At 37.7% G+C, this 17590-nt stretch carries 16 protein-coding genes and 6 pseudogenes; 1 reads left to right on the forward strand and 21 read right to left on the reverse strand.

Annotated elements, in window-relative coordinates:
* Positions 1-38: 38 nt before the first annotated feature.
* The 6 genes and pseudogenes from NBRC111893_RS05520 to NBRC111893_RS05545 form a co-directional block, all read right to left on the reverse strand.
* Complete coding sequence (locus tag NBRC111893_RS05520) at positions 39-1169, reverse strand: CamS family sex pheromone protein (RefSeq protein ID WP_125008302.1); 1131 nt, start codon at positions 1167-1169, stop codon at positions 39-41.
* Positions 1170-1183: 14 nt separating this feature from the next.
* Positions 1184-3213: pseudogene (gene ligA, locus NBRC111893_RS05525) on the reverse strand (NAD-dependent DNA ligase LigA).
* Positions 3214-3226: 13 nt separating this feature from the next.
* Positions 3227-5469 (reverse strand): annotated as a pseudogene (pcrA, locus tag NBRC111893_RS05530) (DNA helicase PcrA).
* Between the two features lie 89 nt (positions 5470-5558).
* Entirely contained in the window at positions 5559-6719 is a 1161-nt protein-coding gene (locus tag NBRC111893_RS05535) for an ATP-grasp domain-containing protein (protein WP_125008303.1), read from the reverse strand.
* Positions 6720-6749: 30 nt separating this feature from the next.
* A complete protein-coding gene (locus NBRC111893_RS05540) occupies positions 6750-7325 on the reverse strand; it encodes a xanthine phosphoribosyltransferase (RefSeq protein ID WP_125008304.1) in 576 nt (191 codons plus the stop codon).
* Positions 7326-7339: 14 nt separating this feature from the next.
* Entirely contained in the window at positions 7340-7915 is a 576-nt protein-coding gene (locus NBRC111893_RS05545; RefSeq protein ID WP_125008305.1) for a glycoside hydrolase family 73 protein, read from the reverse strand.
* 210 nt (positions 7916-8125) lie between these two features.
* Here NBRC111893_RS05545 and NBRC111893_RS05550 point away from each other — a divergent pair, with 210 nt between their 5' ends.
* Entirely contained in the window at positions 8126-8386 is a 261-nt protein-coding gene (locus NBRC111893_RS05550; RefSeq protein ID WP_125008306.1) for a DUF2187 domain-containing protein, read from the forward strand.
* A gap of 40 nt (positions 8387-8426) precedes the next feature.
* Here NBRC111893_RS05550 and NBRC111893_RS05555 read toward each other — a convergent pair whose 3' ends face one another.
* The 15 genes and pseudogenes from NBRC111893_RS05555 to NBRC111893_RS05625 all read right to left on the reverse strand — a co-directional run bounded on the left by NBRC111893_RS05555 (position 8427) and on the right by NBRC111893_RS05625 (position 17586).
* The gene (locus NBRC111893_RS05555) at positions 8427-9026 is read right to left on the reverse strand and encodes an ECF transporter S component (protein ID WP_125008307.1); all 600 of its coding nucleotides are present in this window, start codon (positions 9024-9026) and stop codon (positions 8427-8429) included.
* A 219-nt stretch (positions 9027-9245) separates the two neighbouring features.
* A complete protein-coding gene (locus tag NBRC111893_RS11820) occupies positions 9246-9602 on the reverse strand; it encodes a DapH/DapD/GlmU-related protein (protein WP_305775322.1) in 357 nt (118 codons plus the stop codon).
* Positions 9603-9774: 172 nt separating this feature from the next.
* Positions 9775-10166 (reverse strand): annotated as a pseudogene (rpsI, locus tag NBRC111893_RS05565) (30S ribosomal protein S9).
* Positions 10167-10179: 13 nt separating this feature from the next.
* A pseudogene (gene rplM, locus NBRC111893_RS05570) lies at positions 10180-10622 on the reverse strand (50S ribosomal protein L13).
* A gap of 132 nt (positions 10623-10754) precedes the next feature.
* Positions 10755-11543 (reverse strand): tRNA pseudouridine(38-40) synthase TruA, encoded by a 789-nt coding sequence (gene truA / locus NBRC111893_RS05575; RefSeq protein ID WP_439957179.1) that lies wholly within the window; start codon positions 11541-11543, stop codon positions 10755-10757.
* A 14-nt stretch (positions 11544-11557) separates the two neighbouring features.
* A pseudogene (locus NBRC111893_RS05580) lies at positions 11558-12351 on the reverse strand (energy-coupling factor transporter transmembrane component T family protein).
* A pseudogene (locus NBRC111893_RS05585) lies at positions 12344-13209 on the reverse strand (energy-coupling factor transporter ATPase). Before NBRC111893_RS05585 ends, NBRC111893_RS05580 begins: the two co-directional pseudogenes overlap by 8 nt.
* A complete protein-coding gene (locus NBRC111893_RS05590) occupies positions 13179-14012 on the reverse strand; it encodes an energy-coupling factor transporter ATPase (RefSeq protein ID WP_125008309.1) in 834 nt (277 codons plus the stop codon). The pseudogene NBRC111893_RS05585 and the gene NBRC111893_RS05590 overlap by 31 nt, the downstream one beginning before the upstream one ends.
* Positions 14013-14176: 164 nt before the next feature.
* On the reverse strand, positions 14177-14560 hold the full coding sequence (gene rplQ, locus NBRC111893_RS05595; protein ID WP_125008310.1) for a 50S ribosomal protein L17: 384 nt from the start codon (positions 14558-14560) through the stop codon (positions 14177-14179).
* A gap of 23 nt (positions 14561-14583) precedes the next feature.
* Positions 14584-15534, reverse strand: coding sequence for a DNA-directed RNA polymerase subunit alpha (locus tag NBRC111893_RS05600; RefSeq protein ID WP_125008311.1), 951 nt, complete (start codon positions 15532-15534; stop codon positions 14584-14586).
* Between the two features lie 98 nt (positions 15535-15632).
* On the reverse strand, positions 15633-16022 hold the full coding sequence (gene rpsK, locus NBRC111893_RS05605) for a 30S ribosomal protein S11 (protein ID WP_125008312.1): 390 nt from the start codon (positions 16020-16022) through the stop codon (positions 15633-15635).
* A 25-nt stretch (positions 16023-16047) separates the two neighbouring features.
* A complete protein-coding gene (gene rpsM / locus NBRC111893_RS05610; protein ID WP_125008313.1) occupies positions 16048-16413 on the reverse strand; it encodes a 30S ribosomal protein S13 in 366 nt (121 codons plus the stop codon).
* Positions 16414-16437: 24 nt separating this feature from the next.
* Positions 16438-16557: a 50S ribosomal protein L36 gene (rpmJ, locus tag NBRC111893_RS05615; protein ID WP_008855781.1), complete on the reverse strand. Its 120-nt coding sequence runs from the start codon at positions 16555-16557 to the stop codon at positions 16438-16440.
* A gap of 33 nt (positions 16558-16590) precedes the next feature.
* Positions 16591-16809, reverse strand: coding sequence for a translation initiation factor IF-1 (infA, locus tag NBRC111893_RS05620; protein WP_125008314.1), 219 nt, complete (start codon positions 16807-16809; stop codon positions 16591-16593).
* Between the two features lie 120 nt (positions 16810-16929).
* A complete protein-coding gene (locus tag NBRC111893_RS05625; protein WP_125008315.1) occupies positions 16930-17586 on the reverse strand; it encodes an adenylate kinase in 657 nt (218 codons plus the stop codon).
* Between the last annotated feature and the right edge of the window lie 4 nt (positions 17587-17590).

Raw genomic sequence — 17590 nt, forward strand, 5'->3', positions numbered from 1 at the left:
CCTTCCTTTCAATTAATCACAAGTGACATTTTACCATATCAGTAACTGTTAAAAATATGTGATGTGAAGTTCTTTTCACCAGTTTTTCTACTTAAGAAACTTTGAATTCCATCAGTCGACTGAACCGTGATATCGATTGGGGCATTCCCAGGCAGGTACTTTTGGGCCGCTTGTTGTAAGTATTGTGTGAAACTAATAATCTCAGTTTGACTATAGAACTGAGTAGTTATGCTAACATTCATGCCATTCAGCGTATTACCACTATATTGAGCTTGGGCTGTTACCCCGCTCAGATTTGGAAAGAAATTTTGAACTTGTGACTTAAAGTTGTCAAATGCATCTTCATCATTTTTGTTTGGAGCGGATTTTCCCGATTGAATTGGGAAGACATAATTCTTTTCATTAACATTGGTCCAATTAGAAACCTTAGTTTTACCACTATCATTTACTGAATAAGCGAAGAAGTTTCCACCGACCAAACTATCATCAGAAGCTTGCTTATAAAGGGCAATAACGATTGGAACATTTTTAAGTGATTTTTTAGCTCTTAACCGCTTTAAAACTCGGTTAGCAATAGCCTTTCCTTGCTTCTTAACTTGAGCATCAGAAATATTTGCCTCTAATGTTGGACCATCAGTTTTTTTCGTATAATAATCAACCGAATTGATGGCCAATCCAATTGTAACCCCTGAAAGTGAGATTTTTTGACCATTAGCAGTCATAAAATCTTGTTCACTAATTTGCGATAAGTAGTTAGGTACATATGTGCCAGATTTTTTAGTCTTAGTAGGATTTAGCCCAGTAGGGTTTGACTTAGACTTTCTATCAAGCCAATTCTCAACCGTACCAGTGGACAAATATTGTCCTTCTTGGAAAACATATTTATTAGTTGAAAACTCCTTCTTTGAAATATTCAATAGACCGTTTTCAAAACTTTTGATGTTTAGTTGGTTAGAGACCTGTGAGACGCTAACGCCCCGAGACTTACTTGTTTGGTAATGTCCATTTTTAATAACTCCCTGATAGTAACCACTATCAGTTTGACCAGTCAATTCAGTCTTAGTTGAATTGGATGATTTACCGCTATCATTTAAATTATCGGCACTCCCACACGCTGCTAATAACATCCCCATCAGCGCAACTGAAATTGCCATCCATACTTTTTTCACTGAAACTTCCTCCGTTATTGATTCTCTTTATTCATTTCAGAAACAAACTGCTCCTCATTCCAAATGTCAATTCCTAACTGCACTGCTTTTTCATACTTACTTCCAGGATCAGCACCAACAACTACTAAGTCAGTATTCTTAGATACTGAACCTGTGACCTTAGCCCCACGATTCTCTAGCCATTCACTAGCCGTTCCTCGAGAGGTTGTTTGAAGTTTTCCAGTTAAAACGACTTTTTTTCCATTAAAGAATGAATCGCTGGCTTGGATATCTTCAGGACTATCGCCCAAGTACTCCATGTTTACGCCAACTTGTTTAAGTCGTCCAATTAGGTCGATGGATTCCGGTTGAGAAAAGTAAGTCGCAACACTGTCAGCGATAATCATTCCCATTGTATCAATTTCTGCAATATCTGAAGCATCAGCTTTGATAATTTCATCAATATCTTTAAATTTTTGGGCAATTAACCTGGCAGCCTTGGCACCAACATGTCGAATTCCTAATCCAAATAACAAACGTTCTAACGAATTGTTTCGACTGCTATCAATTGAATTTAATAAATTAGTTGCTGACTTATCCCCGAATTTATCCAGAGTCAATAAATCTTGCATACCAATGGTATACAAACCACTAACATCAGCCAATAATTTCTTATCAAACAATTGGGCAATAATTTTAGGACCTAAACCATCAATATTCATCGCATTTCTTGAAGCAAAGTGGGTTAATCCTTCAGTTAGCTGAGCTGGACATTGTGGATTAATACATCTCAATGCCACTTCATCATCCAGGTGAACTAATTCAGAATCACAGGATGGACAATTGGTCGGAATTTCATAAACCACACTATCTGCCGAACGTTCTTCAGGCAAATACTTCGAAATTTCTGGAATAATATCACCAGCTTTATGCAGTTCAACAGTATCTCCAATTCTGATATCCTTCTCAATCAAGTAATCCGGATTATGCAATGAAGCTCGGGCAACTGTGGTACCTGCCAACTCAACGGGATCCATTACAGCTGTCGGCGTGACAACCCCAGTTCTACCAACCGTCCACTCAATGTCTCTAACAATTGTTCTTGCTTCTTCTGGCGGAAACTTATATGCAATTGCCCAACGTGGGGCTTTAACTGTTGCTCCTAATCTAAGCTGAGTATTTAGATCATTAACCTTAACTACAATTCCATCGATTCCATACGGTAAGCTATCACGTTTTTCATTAAATTCGTCAATATAACTATCAACTTCAGCCATGGAATTGGCAACTCTTGAAGCTGGGTTAGTTGTGAATCCTAATTCGCTTAACTCGGCTAGTAACCCACTTTGAGTATTAGTTTGCAAATCATCATAATCGGCAACGTTATACATAAATGTACTTAATTTTCTTTTAGCCGTCTCTTTAGAATCTAGTTGTCGTAAACTTCCTGCAGCGGCATTTCGAGGGTTAGCAAATGGTGATTTACCATCTCGTTGCCGCTGTTCATTTAAATTAACAAATGATGCTTTAGGCATATAACACTCCCCACGCACCTCAATATCAACTGGACGGGTAAGCGTTTGAGGAATTGATTTGATAGTTTTTAAATTTTCGGTAATATCTTCACCAATTTGACCATTGCCCCTCGTTGAACCTTGGACTAATTTTCCCTGCTCATAACGTAGAGAAATCGCTAGTCCGTCAATTTTTAATTCGCAATTATATTCAAAGTTAACGGCCTCGTTATCAGTCAATCGGGTCACAAAGTTAGCCAATTCAGTTTCTGAAAAACATCTCCTAATGACAGCATCGGAATGTCATGAGTAACTTTACTAAATCCTGGTAATGTATGGTCCCCTACCTTTTGTGTTGGTGAGTCAGGTTCCACGATATTAGGAAACATGGTTTCCAAATCGACTAAACGTTGGTAAGTTGCGTCATACTCAGCATCTTCAACGCTTGGAGCATCATAAGTATAGTACTCATCAGCCCACTTATTTAACTTAGCTCTTAATTCAGCAGCTTGACTTCTAGCTGAATTTTCATCTATCTTTTCAGCCGCCATAGTATAACTTCCTTTAATCTTGTTTTTGAATTGGCGCAAATGCAGCTAACAATCGTTTGATTCCTTGCGAATCAAACGCAATATCTAATTCCATATCTTCACCAGTTCCAGAGACTTTAACCACTGTCCCCACTCCCCATGCTTTATGCGATACCTTGTCGCCGACAGTCCATGTCTTTTTATCAGCGCCTGATCCTTTTGGTTTCTCAACCGTTTGATTGGGTCGATGATACGGGGTAGCAAATGCTCGCTCTGAACGGCGGTCAAACGGTGTCTTTAATGGTTGACTTTCATTACCAACATTTTCTTGTTTCAATAATTCAGGTGTAATCTCCTCGATAAATCTAGATTGCGGATTATTTTGGCGCCGACCATATAAAGTCCGTGAATAGGCATTGGTAATATATAACTTTTTCTTTGCCCGTGTAATTCCAACATATGCAAGTCGCCGTTCTTCCTGAAGATCATCTTCATCAGCAGCAGCTCGACCCAACGGGAATAATCCTTCTTCCATTCCCATAATAAATACAACTGGGAATTCCAGACCCTTAGCAGCATGCAAGGTCATCAAAGTTACTTCGGACGCTTCTTCTTCAACATTATCTTGATCAGATACCAATGCTAAATCGCTCAAGAAATCAACTAAGTTGTCAATTCCCACAGACTCCTGATTTTCATCGTCATATTTTTTTGTTACTGACATAAATTCTTCCAAGTTTTCTACTCGGGATTGAGCTTCCAAGGTCTTAGAACTCTTTAGCACATCCATATAACCACTTTTTTCGAGAATTGCTTCTGTAATATCAGAAACTGATGATTCTTGAGCATCTTTAGCAATCTTATCCATCATATCGGCAAATTGAAATAATGAATTCTTAGTTCGGGCAGCAATTTCATTCGCCAAATCAACATTGAGGGCAGCTTCCAATAAGCTCCAAGAATGATCGTTAGCAAATCTTCTTAATTTTTCAACACTAGTTGCGCCAATACCACGCTTAGGTTCATTAACTACCCGTTCAAAACTCATTGAGTCATTCGGATTAGCAATCAACGTTAGATAAGCCAGTACATCCCGAATCTCTTTTCGGTCATAGAACTTATGACCACCAACCATGGTATATGGAATATTTGATTTCAATAAGGTTTCTTCCATTACCCGTGATTGAGCGTTAGTTCGGTATAAAATGGCAATATCGCCATAGCTTTGGCCATTCTCATTAACTTCCTTTTGAATGTTAGAGACCACATACCGTGCTTCATCATTTTCAGTTTGTCCACGATAATATGAAATTCGATCCCCTTCGTTATTTTCAGTCCAGAGGTTCTTGTCTTCACGATTATCATTGTTAGCAATTACCGCATTAGCAGCATCCAAAATCGTCTTAGTTGATCGATAATTTTGCTCCAACATAGTAACGTGTGCATCTTTATAATCATCTTTAAAGTTCAAAATATTTTGCATGTTAGCGCCCCGCCAACCGTAAATACTTTGGTCAGCATCCCCAACCACACAAATATTTCGATATTTTTGAGCCAATAAGGTTACCAATTGATACTGAGCTTCGTTAGTATCCTGATACTCATCAACGTGAATATATTTAAATTTGTCTTGATAATACTCAAGAACATCCTTATGCTGATCAAATAATTCAATCGTCATCATAATCAAATCATCAAAATCAAGTGATTGATTTTGCTTAAGTTCAGCTTGATACCGTTCATAAACATCTGCAACTAATTCTTCAAATGGCCCTTTAGCCGCTTGACGAAAACTTACAGGATCTTGCATGTCATTTTTAGCATTGGAAATTGCAGATAAGATTGATCTAGGATCAAACTTTTTAATATCAACATTCTTATCAGTTAGAATTCGTTTAACTAATGTTCGCTGCTCGCTTGGATCAGCAATTGTAAACGCTCGATTGTAACCAAGCAAATCAATATTTCTTCTTAAGATTCTCACACACAATGCATGGAACGTTGATACCCAAACATCATTCCACTCTCATCAAGTAAAGCAGAAACTCGCTCGCGCATCTCACGAGCGGCTTTGTTAGTAAATGTAATGGCTAAAATATTCCATGGCATTACGTCCCTACTCTCGATGATGTAGGCAATTCTATGAGTCAACACTCTAGTTTTACCACTTCCTGCTCCAGCCATAATTAAAACTGGTCCCTCAGTATGCAAAACTGCATCGCGTTGCTCTGTATTAAGTCCCTTTATTAAATCTGAATCAGCCAAATTACTGTCCATCCTCTCGCACAATTATCCAATCAATTATACCAGAAAAGCATTATCACTGCTTTCCTGAAAGCAAGCAAAAAAGCCGACGTGACGCCGACTTATGACATTTTCTTATACTTTGTTTCAAAATCAACATCTCGCCAAATATTGGTACCTTCCAATTGCATCAACGTCTTAGAAATTGATTCAGTTGGAATTAATATATGACCAACGATTTTATGAGTACCATTACTTAAACCATAAAAATTAAAATGCCAATTATCTTTAATGACCCATTGTGTCTGAATACGACCATAATCTTCCTCACTAATCGTTTGAAGAACGGTTGGAATGCCGTTAATCGGTTGCATTAATGGTAATCCAGCTACCGCTCTTAAGTGTTGTTCAATCTGATCGATGCTCAATGAATATTCAAACACGAAGCCTGCAATACCAACGTTAGGAGCAATTTTATTGACATAAATCGAACCATTATCAGAAACAAAAAACGAAACTTCAAAGGTACCGACATAATCCAAATTATTAGCAATTTCATTGGCAATTCGCTTCATTTCTTGTTCCATACTCGATTCTATCTTGGTGGGCGTAAACGAAGTAATTAAACGGGTTTGATGATAGATATCTTCAATTACCGGGAATACGACCCGCTCACCTTCAGCGTCTCTAGTTACCACGACTGTATAATCGATATTATGCTTAACATACGACTCCAAGATATATGTCCCTGTATCAAGCATTCCTGACGCCTTAACGATGTCGCTTTGCTTTTCGATATATAGTTCCCTACCGCCAAGTAAACCGCGCTGAATAGGCTTTAAAATGGCAGGATAACCAATTGAATTAATTGCTTGATAAATATCCTCTAACTCAATAATAGTTGAATAAGGAACCATGTTCATATTTAGTGTTTCGAAAAAGCTTCGTTCAATCAATCTATCTTGATTGATATCCAATAATTCAGTCTTTTGCGGAATTCTAGTGTAGTCAGCAAGATAGTTGATAATATCAGAACCAATTTGGTCGTCATTATACATAACTACATCACATCGTTCAGCAAACATTTTAAGCGCTGCTTTATCATCATAATCGCCCATATATTGATAATCAGATACATGGATCATTGTTGGATCTTCATTACTACTAAAGATAGCCACCTTAAAGCCCATCTTTTTTGCGGTAGAAATTAATGAAAGATTACTATTACTTTCACCAATTACCCCAATAATTTGTCCTGGATAAACAACATTATCATTTGCCAATGCCCTCACTACCTCTTCCGCTATTAAAAATTAATCAGTAACAAACTCCACTGTTTCATTATCTAAAGAAGCAATTCTAGCAAGTGATTCTAATCTTACTCCAGCTTCTTCAATCATTTCGCGGCCTTTTTGGAAACTCTTTTCGATGACAATTCCAATTCCGGCCACTTCGACGTTAGCAACTTTAGCAATTTCTAGCAATCCTGAGACCGCTTGACCATTTGCCAAAAAGTCATCGATAATCAAAATTTTATCATTTGGATCCAAAAAGCGCTTGTCAACACTGATATCATTGCTTACACGCTTAGTATACGAGTATACACTGGCAGTATATAAATTATCAGTTAACGTTAGGCTTTTGTGCTTCCTAGCAAAAATCATTGGTACATCTAAGTGAAGGGCCGCCATAAGTGCTGGAGCAATTCCAGAAGATTCAACGGTAACAACTTTAGTTACTCCTTCATCCTTGAATAACCTAGCAAATTCCTTGCCAACTTCATCCATTAATTTGGTATCAACTTGGTGATTAAGAAAGTTATCAACCTTCAGCACATTACCTGGTAATACCGTGCCGTCTTCTCTTATCTTGTCTTCTAATAACTTCATGATTAATATCCTCTCTAATTGTCATATTGATATAAATTATAGGTCCGAATGATTTGAATTAATTTTTGCGTATAAGTAGGATCCGTAGCGTAGCCATCAGTTTGAAGCCCTTTCGCAGCATCGACATAATTGGTCGCGTTCACCACGTCAGTATACTGATTAGGATTCCACTTAGTACCTAACGCTAATAACTGAGCATGATCTCTAAGCGATTCATCATACGATGAATACACTTGGAATTTTGCCTTAATAGTGACATACTCGCCATTAACAAATTCTTGGGTATCAAGATAAACAGATTTCTGTGCACTGCCTTGAGCCTTTACTCCAAATAGATTGTTGTATTTACTAGCTAATTGACTATCTCCCCACTGAGATTCTAAAATGGCTTGAGCGATAGTAATACTAGGCAAAATATTATACTGCCCCTGTAATCTCTGGGCTTCAGGAACAATTTGACTAATAAAGTTTTGTTGATGCTTAGTCATTCCCTGAGTAGGCACTTCAACCTGTTGTGATGGTAAACGATTCTCGTATAAGGCATGGAATCCTAATATTACGAAGAGTCCAAACGCAATAAATACGAACATAACTATTCTATTAGACTGCTTTTTTCGGCTTTTACGGTTTTTATTATATGCTGACAATTAATTTCCAATCTTTCTACGATAAATTAATTCTAACGGTAAACTCTGTTAAAGACAATTAATAAATTATCATTTAAGTGATTTTGTTTGACATAGATGGTAATTTCGGTTATTTTATCATTTGATACTTAAAAAACCTTGGAGATGTGAGCATTGGCAAAAAATACTGAACTTTCAGAACAACAAGCAAAATTTCACGTTGGCGACGAAGTCGAATTCATGATCGAAAAACAAAAATTTACTGGCTTTATCGATAAAGGTTACACCAACTCATTCCTAGTTACATTTGAATCAAAGGACCCTGAGATTATCGATAAATATCATAATAAAGTCATTGTTAACAACGAAGAGCTTAAAATTATCAAAGCGGCTCCTCAAGTAGAAACTGAAGACAACGCTAACGAAGAAGAATAAACCTGTTAAGGCCCCGTTAATCGGGGCCTTTTATTTTATCTTATTTCTGTAGACGCTTGCCAAATGCCTTTTGCAAGGGAACAGCAATCATTGGTGCTACTATCCCACTAAAAATTGCCTCTGGAATCCCATTGGTGCCGACAACCCCTAGCAAGTAAGGCAATAAATCTTTGATATTCAAGTTGTATAATTGTGGGGCTTTAGCTTTGTAAAATAGATAAATCATCCCCAAAACTAACACGGTGTTAGTTAAGCTTCCAAGTACTGCTGCAATTGAAATACTGGCTGGCTTACTTTTAAGACGTTTACTTAAATAGTTATAAGTTGCACCAGCAACTACCGCAATCAAAATTCTTGGAACCACCGAAACAACTGGATTAACAAATACAATGGCTGCTAATGGGCTCGTCGGCCAAGCAAACGCACGGACAAAGGTGATTAGTCCCCAAACTCCGCCAATTACCGCTCCATTAATCGTTCCCATTAAAATGGTAGCAATCACAACTGTAACCTGAATAATCGTGATTTCTAGTGGTCCAACTGGAATATAGCCAATAATTGGAATTGAAGTTTGTAAAATAATAATTGCAATAAACATCGCAAGAACACTTAATCTGAATGTTCTGTTCATTTGGTTCATTGTTATGCCTCCAACAAGTTTAAGTAATTATATACTACCAGATTAACACTTGAAATGACCTATTAATAATCTTGAAGAAATGTTTATTATCTTCGAGAAAACTTTATGATTGTTACAAATTCATAATTAATATGGTCCTTATTAGTTTATTACTATTAGATCTGGATTTATACAAAAGTGCTTGGCAAAATACCAGGACGCTTTTATCGTTATCAATCGCTACTCTTTATCTTTTCTTTGATCAATACTTCTAAGAATTCGACACGGATTTCCAACTGCCACGCTGTTAGCTGGAATGTCTTTGGTCACAACGCTACCAGCACCAATTACTGATCCATCACCTACAGTAACGACCGGTAAAATAATTGCTCCACCGCTTACCCAACAACCTTCACCAATCGTGATTGGTAACGCATAAGTCTTGCAAAAGTATTTTCCACTTTCAGGCTTCCAATCAGGAATTACCCGTTCAGATAATTCAACTGGATGAGTAGCGGTATACATCTGCACATTAGAAGCAATTAAGGTGTTACTACCGATAGTGATTTTATTACAATCAAACAACGTACAGTTCATATTAATAGAGACATTATCTCCAAGATGAATATTGACTCCATAGTCGCAAATAAACGGATTGCCAACAAACCCCGAGCGACATTTGGCTATCATTCTAATTACTTCATATTTAAGTATTAACAAAAAGACACTCTCCAAAAGGAAAGTGTCTTGAACAATAATATATTGTATATTAACGTTTTGAGAATTGTGAAGCTTTACGGGCTTTCTTAAGACCTGGCTTCTTACGTTCTTTCATACGTGCATCACGAGTCAAAAGACCGGCACGTTTTAATGGTCCACGGAAGTCTGGGTCAACTTCTAGAAGCGCACGGGCAATTCCGTGACGAGTTGCGCCAGCTTGTCCAGAGTAACCACCACCATTAACGTTAACTAAAACATCATAGTTTCCTAGAGTTTCAGTAACATTGAATGGTTGAACAACAACTTCACGTAAGTCAGCTGCTGGAATGTAGTCTTCGATTGAACGATCATTCATAGTAATTTTACCAGTTCCTGGTACTAAACGTACACGAGCAACTGAATCTTACGACGGCCAGTGCCGCGATATTGTACTTGAGCCAATGCAATTTCCTCCTTAAATTAGGTTAGTAATGTCTAAAACTTCAGGTTTTGAGCTTGTTGTCCATGTTCTGCACCAGTGTAGACATGTAACTTCAAACCAATTTTGTGACCTAATGAGTTGTGAGGAAGCATTCCCTTAACTGATGTTTCAATCAATTTTTCAGGATCTTTTTCACGAAAATCACCAGCAGTTCTTTGCTTCAAGCCACCGATAAAGCGACTGTGACGGTAATAAATCTTGTTTTTAGCTTTTTTACCTGTCAAGGCAACTTTTTCAGCATTAATTACGATTACATTATCCCCAGTATCAACGTTAGGGGTGAAAGTTGGCTTGTTCTTACCTCTTAAGATAGAAGCAACAACAGTTGAAAGACGTCCCAAAGGAACATCTGTAGCGTCAACCACGTACCAATTACGTTCTACTTCACCAGGTTTTGCCATATATGTTGTACGCACGTTAATTTCCTCCATGTTTCTGTGTTTGTTCGACACCAAAAATAAGTTTCCGGGGCTTATCGTGGGGCAAACAATACCAGTTACAATAATACAAATAAATGTAGTTAAAGTCAATTACTTTTAAAACTATAATCAGAACTTCGGTAACTTAGTCGGATGAAGGGGGTCATCCCCTTCGTAATAAACCTTCTTTAAATATAGTCCGGAAGCAGGCATCGTTAATCTTGCTTGGTCTCGATCCTTAACTTCAAATAACCTCAGTACATCATGTTCCGGTCGATTTCCAGAACCAATTTCCATGGCCACACCAACCATTATTCGAACCATGTTGTACAAGAATCCGTTACCATAAAATTCAATATTAATTTCATTTGCTTCTTTGTCCAAAAAACATTTTGCATCGTAAATTGTTCGAATGTTACTTTTAGCCGTTGATCCTGCTGCTACGAAGCTTGAAAAATCATGCTGTCCAACTAATTCATGAATTGCCGTATCAACTTTATTAATATCAACTGGAAACTTCCAATGACCAGTATAATTACGCTTAAAAGGATTGGTGAATTCCCCAAGATATGCCCGATACATGTAACGTTTACCAGAAACATCGAATCGTGCATGAAATGTATCACTAACCTTCTCAACTTTTAAAATCTCAACATCCAGTGGAAGCATACTATTTAGTCCTCGATACATAGCATCAGTTGGAATATCAAACGGAAAGTCAAAATGGGCCACTTGGGCGAGTGCATGAACTCCTGAATCAGTTCTCCCAGAACCAAATACTTCTATGTGTTGAACAGGATTCTTAGCCATTGTGTTTATTTTACTGGTTAAAATCCCCTCAACGGTTCTTTGCTTTGGTTGTCGCTGAAACCCATTAAAATTAGTCCCATCGTAAGCAAAGGTTACTTTATAACGAATGACGCTCACCTCAATTAATTTCTCAAATAAATAATTAAACTAAAAATCACAATTATTGATAGCCAACTAACTGTATCTTGCATCTGCCACCGATAGACTCGGTATTTAGACCGATGCTCACTATCGCCAAAGCCACGGGCCTCCATTGCTGTAGACAAGTTTTCTGCATGCGTAATCGCGCCACTGAATAATGGAACTAATAAGGGAACAGCAGATTTTATCCGACTAGTTATACTCCCAGACCCGAAATCAACCCCCCTGGAACGCTGAGCATTCATGATTGACTCTAACTCATCCATTAGTGTAGGAACAAATCTAAGCGCAATAGATAGCATCAAGGCTAACGTATCAACAGGGAAATGAACCAACTTTAATGGCTTTAAAATTGTTTGTACCCCATCAGCAATTGCTAGTGGTGTAGTGGTTAACGTTAGAACTGTGGACACCATAATAATTAATATAAATCTGACAAAAATAAACCCACCATTGACCAAGCTTTGATCAGTTATTGAAAATGGCCCCCATGCCCAAATGACTGTTCCATCAGTACTAAACAAAATTTGAAGCAGAACTGTAAAGATAATTAACCATATTAATGGTCGAATTCCTTTAATAAAGTATGAAATTGACACTCCGGACAAAATAATAATACCTAAAATCGTGACAATTAATATACCGTAAGTTGCATAATTATTAGCGAAAAAACTACTAAGACAAAGAAAAAGCACAGTAGCAGCTTAGATTGCGGGCTCATTTTATGAACCCACGATTCTCCAGGTAAGTACCGACCAAAGATAAAATTACTCATCTAACTTATCCTCCCCAGCTTGTGCAACAATTGCATTAGCCAACTCATCAACTGTTAATGGCAAGCCCTCTCGTTTAATTCCTAATGCAACTGCAAATTGGGCAGCCTTAGGTAACGTTAGCTGTTTATCCTTCAACCATTCTGGATCAGCAAATACATCTATCACTCTGCCATCCTTAACTATTTTTCCAGACTCCATCACAATTACGTGAGTTGCGTATGAAACCACATCTTCCATTTGATGAGTAACCAGAATAATTGTAACGTTACGATCAGTGTTTAGTTTTTTACTAATGTCATGATTTCTCGATGTCCCTCAGGGTCTAAACCGGCCGTCGGCTCATCCAAGATTAGAATTTCTGGGTTCATTGCAAGCACTCCGGCAATGGCGACTCGCCGCATTTGTCCACCAGATAAATCAAATGGTGACTTTTCAAATAATTCTTCGTCAATATTAACTAATTTCAAGGCAGCAATTGCAGCCTGTTGAGCATCAGCTGGTGTCTGCCCATAATTTTGTGGGCCAAACATCACATCTTTAATTACAGTTTCAGCAAACAGTTGTTTTTCGGGAAATTGAAATACCATGCCAACATGCTGCCTAAAACGTTTCAAATTTTTATTAGTAGTATGATTCGTTATCTCATACGCCCCTACCTGAATACTACCCGATGTCGGTTTAATTAGTGCATTAATATGTTGAGCAAGGGTCGATTTTCCGCTACCTGTATGACCAATAATTGCTGTAAAGCTTCCCCTATTAATAGTTAAATTAACATTGTCTAAAGCAAGTTTAGCAAGCGGTGAATCAGGTTCATACACATGGTTTACATTCGAAAAAGAGATTTCTTTATCCACGAGATCAGCTCCTCATCATTCATATACTTATCAGGGACGTCAATCCCTAATGTCTTTAATTTAGCAACTAATTTAGTAGTAAATGGCGTATCCAATTCGAATTTGCTGAGAAATTCAGATTGATTTAATAAACTATCAGGAGTGGTATCGGTGACAATAACCCCTTTATCAAGAATCACAATTCGATCAGCCAAAGCAGCCTCTTCAATGTCATGGGTGATTGAGATGATTGTTAAGTTATCACCTCGCTTAACATCTTTAACTAATTGAATGATTTCTTGTCTGCCTAATGGATCAAGCATGCTAGTAGACTCATCCAAGATCAAAATCTGTGGCTTAATTGCTAAAATTCCAGCGATGGCAACTCGCTGCTTTTGACCACCAGACAAACTAGCAGGAATCCGGTCCCGAAATTCCCACATGCCAACTTCTTTAAGACTCATCTTGACAATTTCTTGCATCTCAGACCGTTCAATCCTACGATTTTCCAATCCAAATGCCACATCGTCCTCAACCGTTGCGCCAACAAATTGATCTTCAGGATTCTGAAAGACTAGCCCAATTTTACTACGAACTGCTAACAGATTTTCATCGTTCACTTTGAGTCCCGCAACTCGAATATCACCATTTTCTGGAACCAATAAGCCGTCAACTAATCTGGCTAAAGTACTTTTCCCACTACCATTTTGTCCCAGAATAGCAGTCCATTTATTAGCTTCGATTGTCAAATTTAGATTATTAAATAAGCTATCTTGATCAGGGTATTTAAATGAAAGATTACTAATCTCAATTATATTTTCCATATTAACAGTCCTAAAATTAAATTTATGTACAAAAAATCACTTACAAGTAATCAGTGCTTGGGCAAACCCACATTCAAACTAGACTAGGAATAATCCACCATCATAACGTTCTATACCGAAAACTTGAGTGATTCTCGTAAAACTATGTTAATTATCTATGATAATTAGTCAACCAATTGTAGGATAACCATCTCAGCACCATCACCACGACGTGGCATAGTCTTGTAGATTCGGGTGTATCCACCATTACGGTCAGCGTATTGTGTAGCTAGATCACCAAACAATTTTTGTAAAGCAGTAGTAACAGTAATATCGTCACCGTCTTCTTTAACATCAGCAACAACATCGCGAATGTATGCAGCAGCTTGACGACGAGCATGTAGGTCACCGCGCTTACCAAGTGAAATCATTTTGTCAGTAGTTGAGCGAACTTCCTTTGCTCTTGCTTCAGTAGTAACAATTTGGCCATGAATAATCAATTCAGTAGTCAAGTTACGAAGCATTGAACGACGATGTTCACTAGTACGTTGTAATTTACGATTACGCATAAGTTTAGATATCCTCCTTTAATTTAGTCTTCTTTACGAAGTGACAAACCTAAAGCACCGAGTTTTTCTTTAACCTCTTCCAATGATTTACGACCCAAGTTACGGACCTTCATCATATCTGGTTCGGATTTTTCAGTTAACTCTTGAACAGTATTAATGCCTGCACGCTTAAGACAATTATATGAACGAACTGATAAATCAAGTTCTTCAATAGTCATTTCGAGCATCTTTTCTTTGTGTGTTTCTTCTTTTTCGACCATGATCTCTGTATTTTTAGCTTCATCAGTAAGATCAACAAACATCTCAAGATGTTCAGTTAAAATCTTAGCAGCTAAACTTACAGCCTCACTTGGAGTAATTGAACCATTAGTCCAAACGTCCAAAGTAAGCTTATCAAAGTCATCACGTTGACCAACCCGGGTACTCTCAACTTGATAGTTGACACGTTCAATTGGGGTATAAATAGAATCGACGGGAAGTACACCAATAGGCATTTCTGAACTACGTTGTTTGTTTTCAACAGCAGAAACATACCCACGACCCTTGTTAGCAGTTAGTCGCATATGGAAGTTAGTTCCTTCAGCAACTGTGGCAATATGAAGATCAGGATTTAAAACAGTTACGTCGCTATCCCCAACAATATCACCAGCTGTAACATCAGCAGGTCCAATAACATCAATTTCTAAGTTCTCTTCTTCGTCTTCAGGTCCATCTAATTTTAATGAAATTTTCTTAACATTTAAGATAATCTGAGTGACATCTTCGACAACACCTTTGATGGTTGAGAACTCATGAAGGACATTATCAATTTGGATACTAGTAACTGCTGCACCAGGTAGTGAAGAGAGTAAAGTTCTTCTAAGTGAATTACCTAGAGTTGTACCATAACCTCTTTCTAACGGTTCAACAACAACTTCACCATAGTTATCGTTTTCTTCTATCTTATGAATGTTAGGCTTTTCAAATTCAATCATTCTTATCATTAACCCCTTTCAAAACGCGTGAGTCTTGTTCGTACAATTTGTAAATATGCGGGTACATATTCCACTTAATGAATTGAGTGCGCAAAATACTAAACTCGACGACGCTTTGGAGGACGAGATCCGTTGTGAGGCACTGGAGTAACATCTCTAATAGCTGTAACTTCCAAACCAGTTGCTTGAAGTGCACGAATTGCAGCTTCACGACCTGAACCAGGTCCCTTAACAGCAACTTCAACAGACTTCATGCCATGTTCCATTGATGCCTTAGCAGCAGCTTCAGCGGCCATTTGAGCAGCAAAAGGTGTTGACTTACGACTACCACGGAAACCTAATGCACCAGCAGATGACCATGAAACAGCATTACCTTGTACGTCAGTAATCATCACAAGAGTGTTATTGAATGTTGAGTGAATATGAGCAACACCTGATTCAATATTCTTCTTGACACGACGTTTACGACTTGTCTTCTTGTTTACCATAAAAGCATACGACCTCCCTTTTTAATTATTTTTTCTTACCTGCAATAGCAGTTTTCTTACCCTTACGAGTACGGGCATTGTTCTTTGTGTGTTGTCCACGAACTGGCAAACCACGACGGTGACGCATACCACGGTATGAGCCGATTTCTTGAAGACGCTTAATGTTCATGCTTACTTCACGACGTAAGTCACCTTCGATTTTCAAATCGCCAACAACTGCACGAATCTTATCTTCTTGGTCAGGTGTCAAATCACGCACACGAATATCTTCTGAAACGCCAGCGTCGGCTAAGATCTTTTGTGCAGTGGTGTTACCAATACCAAAAATATATGTTAAGCCAATGACAATACGCTTGTCACGTGGCAAATCAATTCCGGCAATACGAGCCATTTAACAGCACCTCCTATTAATAAATTATTTACCTTGACGTTGTTTATGCTTAGGGTTTGCAGAGCAAATAATCATTACTCGACCCTTACGCTTAATAACTTTACAATGTTCACACATTGGTTTTACAGATGGTCTTACCTTCATCATTAACCCTCCTTGACAGAAATGAAGACATTATTACTTAAATCTATAAGTAATTCTACCCTTACTTAAATCGTAAGGCGACATTTCAACAGTAACTTTATCACCTGGAAGGATTCGAATATAATGCATTCTGATCTTTCCAGAAACGTGTGCCAAAATTTCATGTCCGTTTTCTAATTCAACTCTAAACATTGCATTGGGCAACGTTTCGATGACTTTTCCTTCAACTTCAATGACATTATCTTTTGCCAATAAAAAACACCTCCAACCATTAATGTTAGATTATTTGTTCAAAATATCATGTAATAGCCAAACGATAGTCTACCACATTAAACTAAAATCTTCAATCTAACGCATTCTTACCAATTAAATTTATAGCGAACCAAGAATTTTGTCTAAATCTACCCAAACTTCATTGATGTCCTTGTTACCATCAACATTAAATAACAAGTCTCTATCTTTGTAGTAAGAAATTAATGGCGTATTCATTTTAATGTTTACATCGAGACGATTCTTAACGGCTTCAGGTTTATCATCCTCACGTTGATAGAACTCATGGTGGCCACACACGTCACAAGTGTTTTCAACTTTTGGCATGTGATAAATCTTGTGATAAGTCGCACCACAGTTCTTACAAATGAACCGACCAGTTAACCGATCAGTAAGTATCTTAGGATCAACATCGATATTAATAACTGCATCTAATGGTTTAGCCAGTTCTTCAGACATATCTGAAAGTGCATCAGCCTGTTCCAAAGTTCTTGGATAACCATCTAGAAGAAAACCGTCATCGGTATCAGATTTTGCAAGCCGATCCTTAACGATTCCATTAGTTACTTCATCAGGAACCAAGTTCCCTTTGTCAGTGTATTCCTTAGCCTTCAATCCCATTGGAGTTTCGTTAGAAATTGCTTCTCTAAACATATCTCCAGTTGAAATATGAGGAATTTGATACTTATCAACGATGAACTGAGCTTGTGTACCTTTTCCTGCTCCTGGTAGTCCCATTAAAATTAAATTTAATGACATTATT

It is taken from the genome of Lentilactobacillus kosonis (assembly GCF_003864335.1).
GTDB lineage: Bacteria > Bacillota > Bacilli > Lactobacillales > Lactobacillaceae > Lentilactobacillus > Lentilactobacillus kosonis.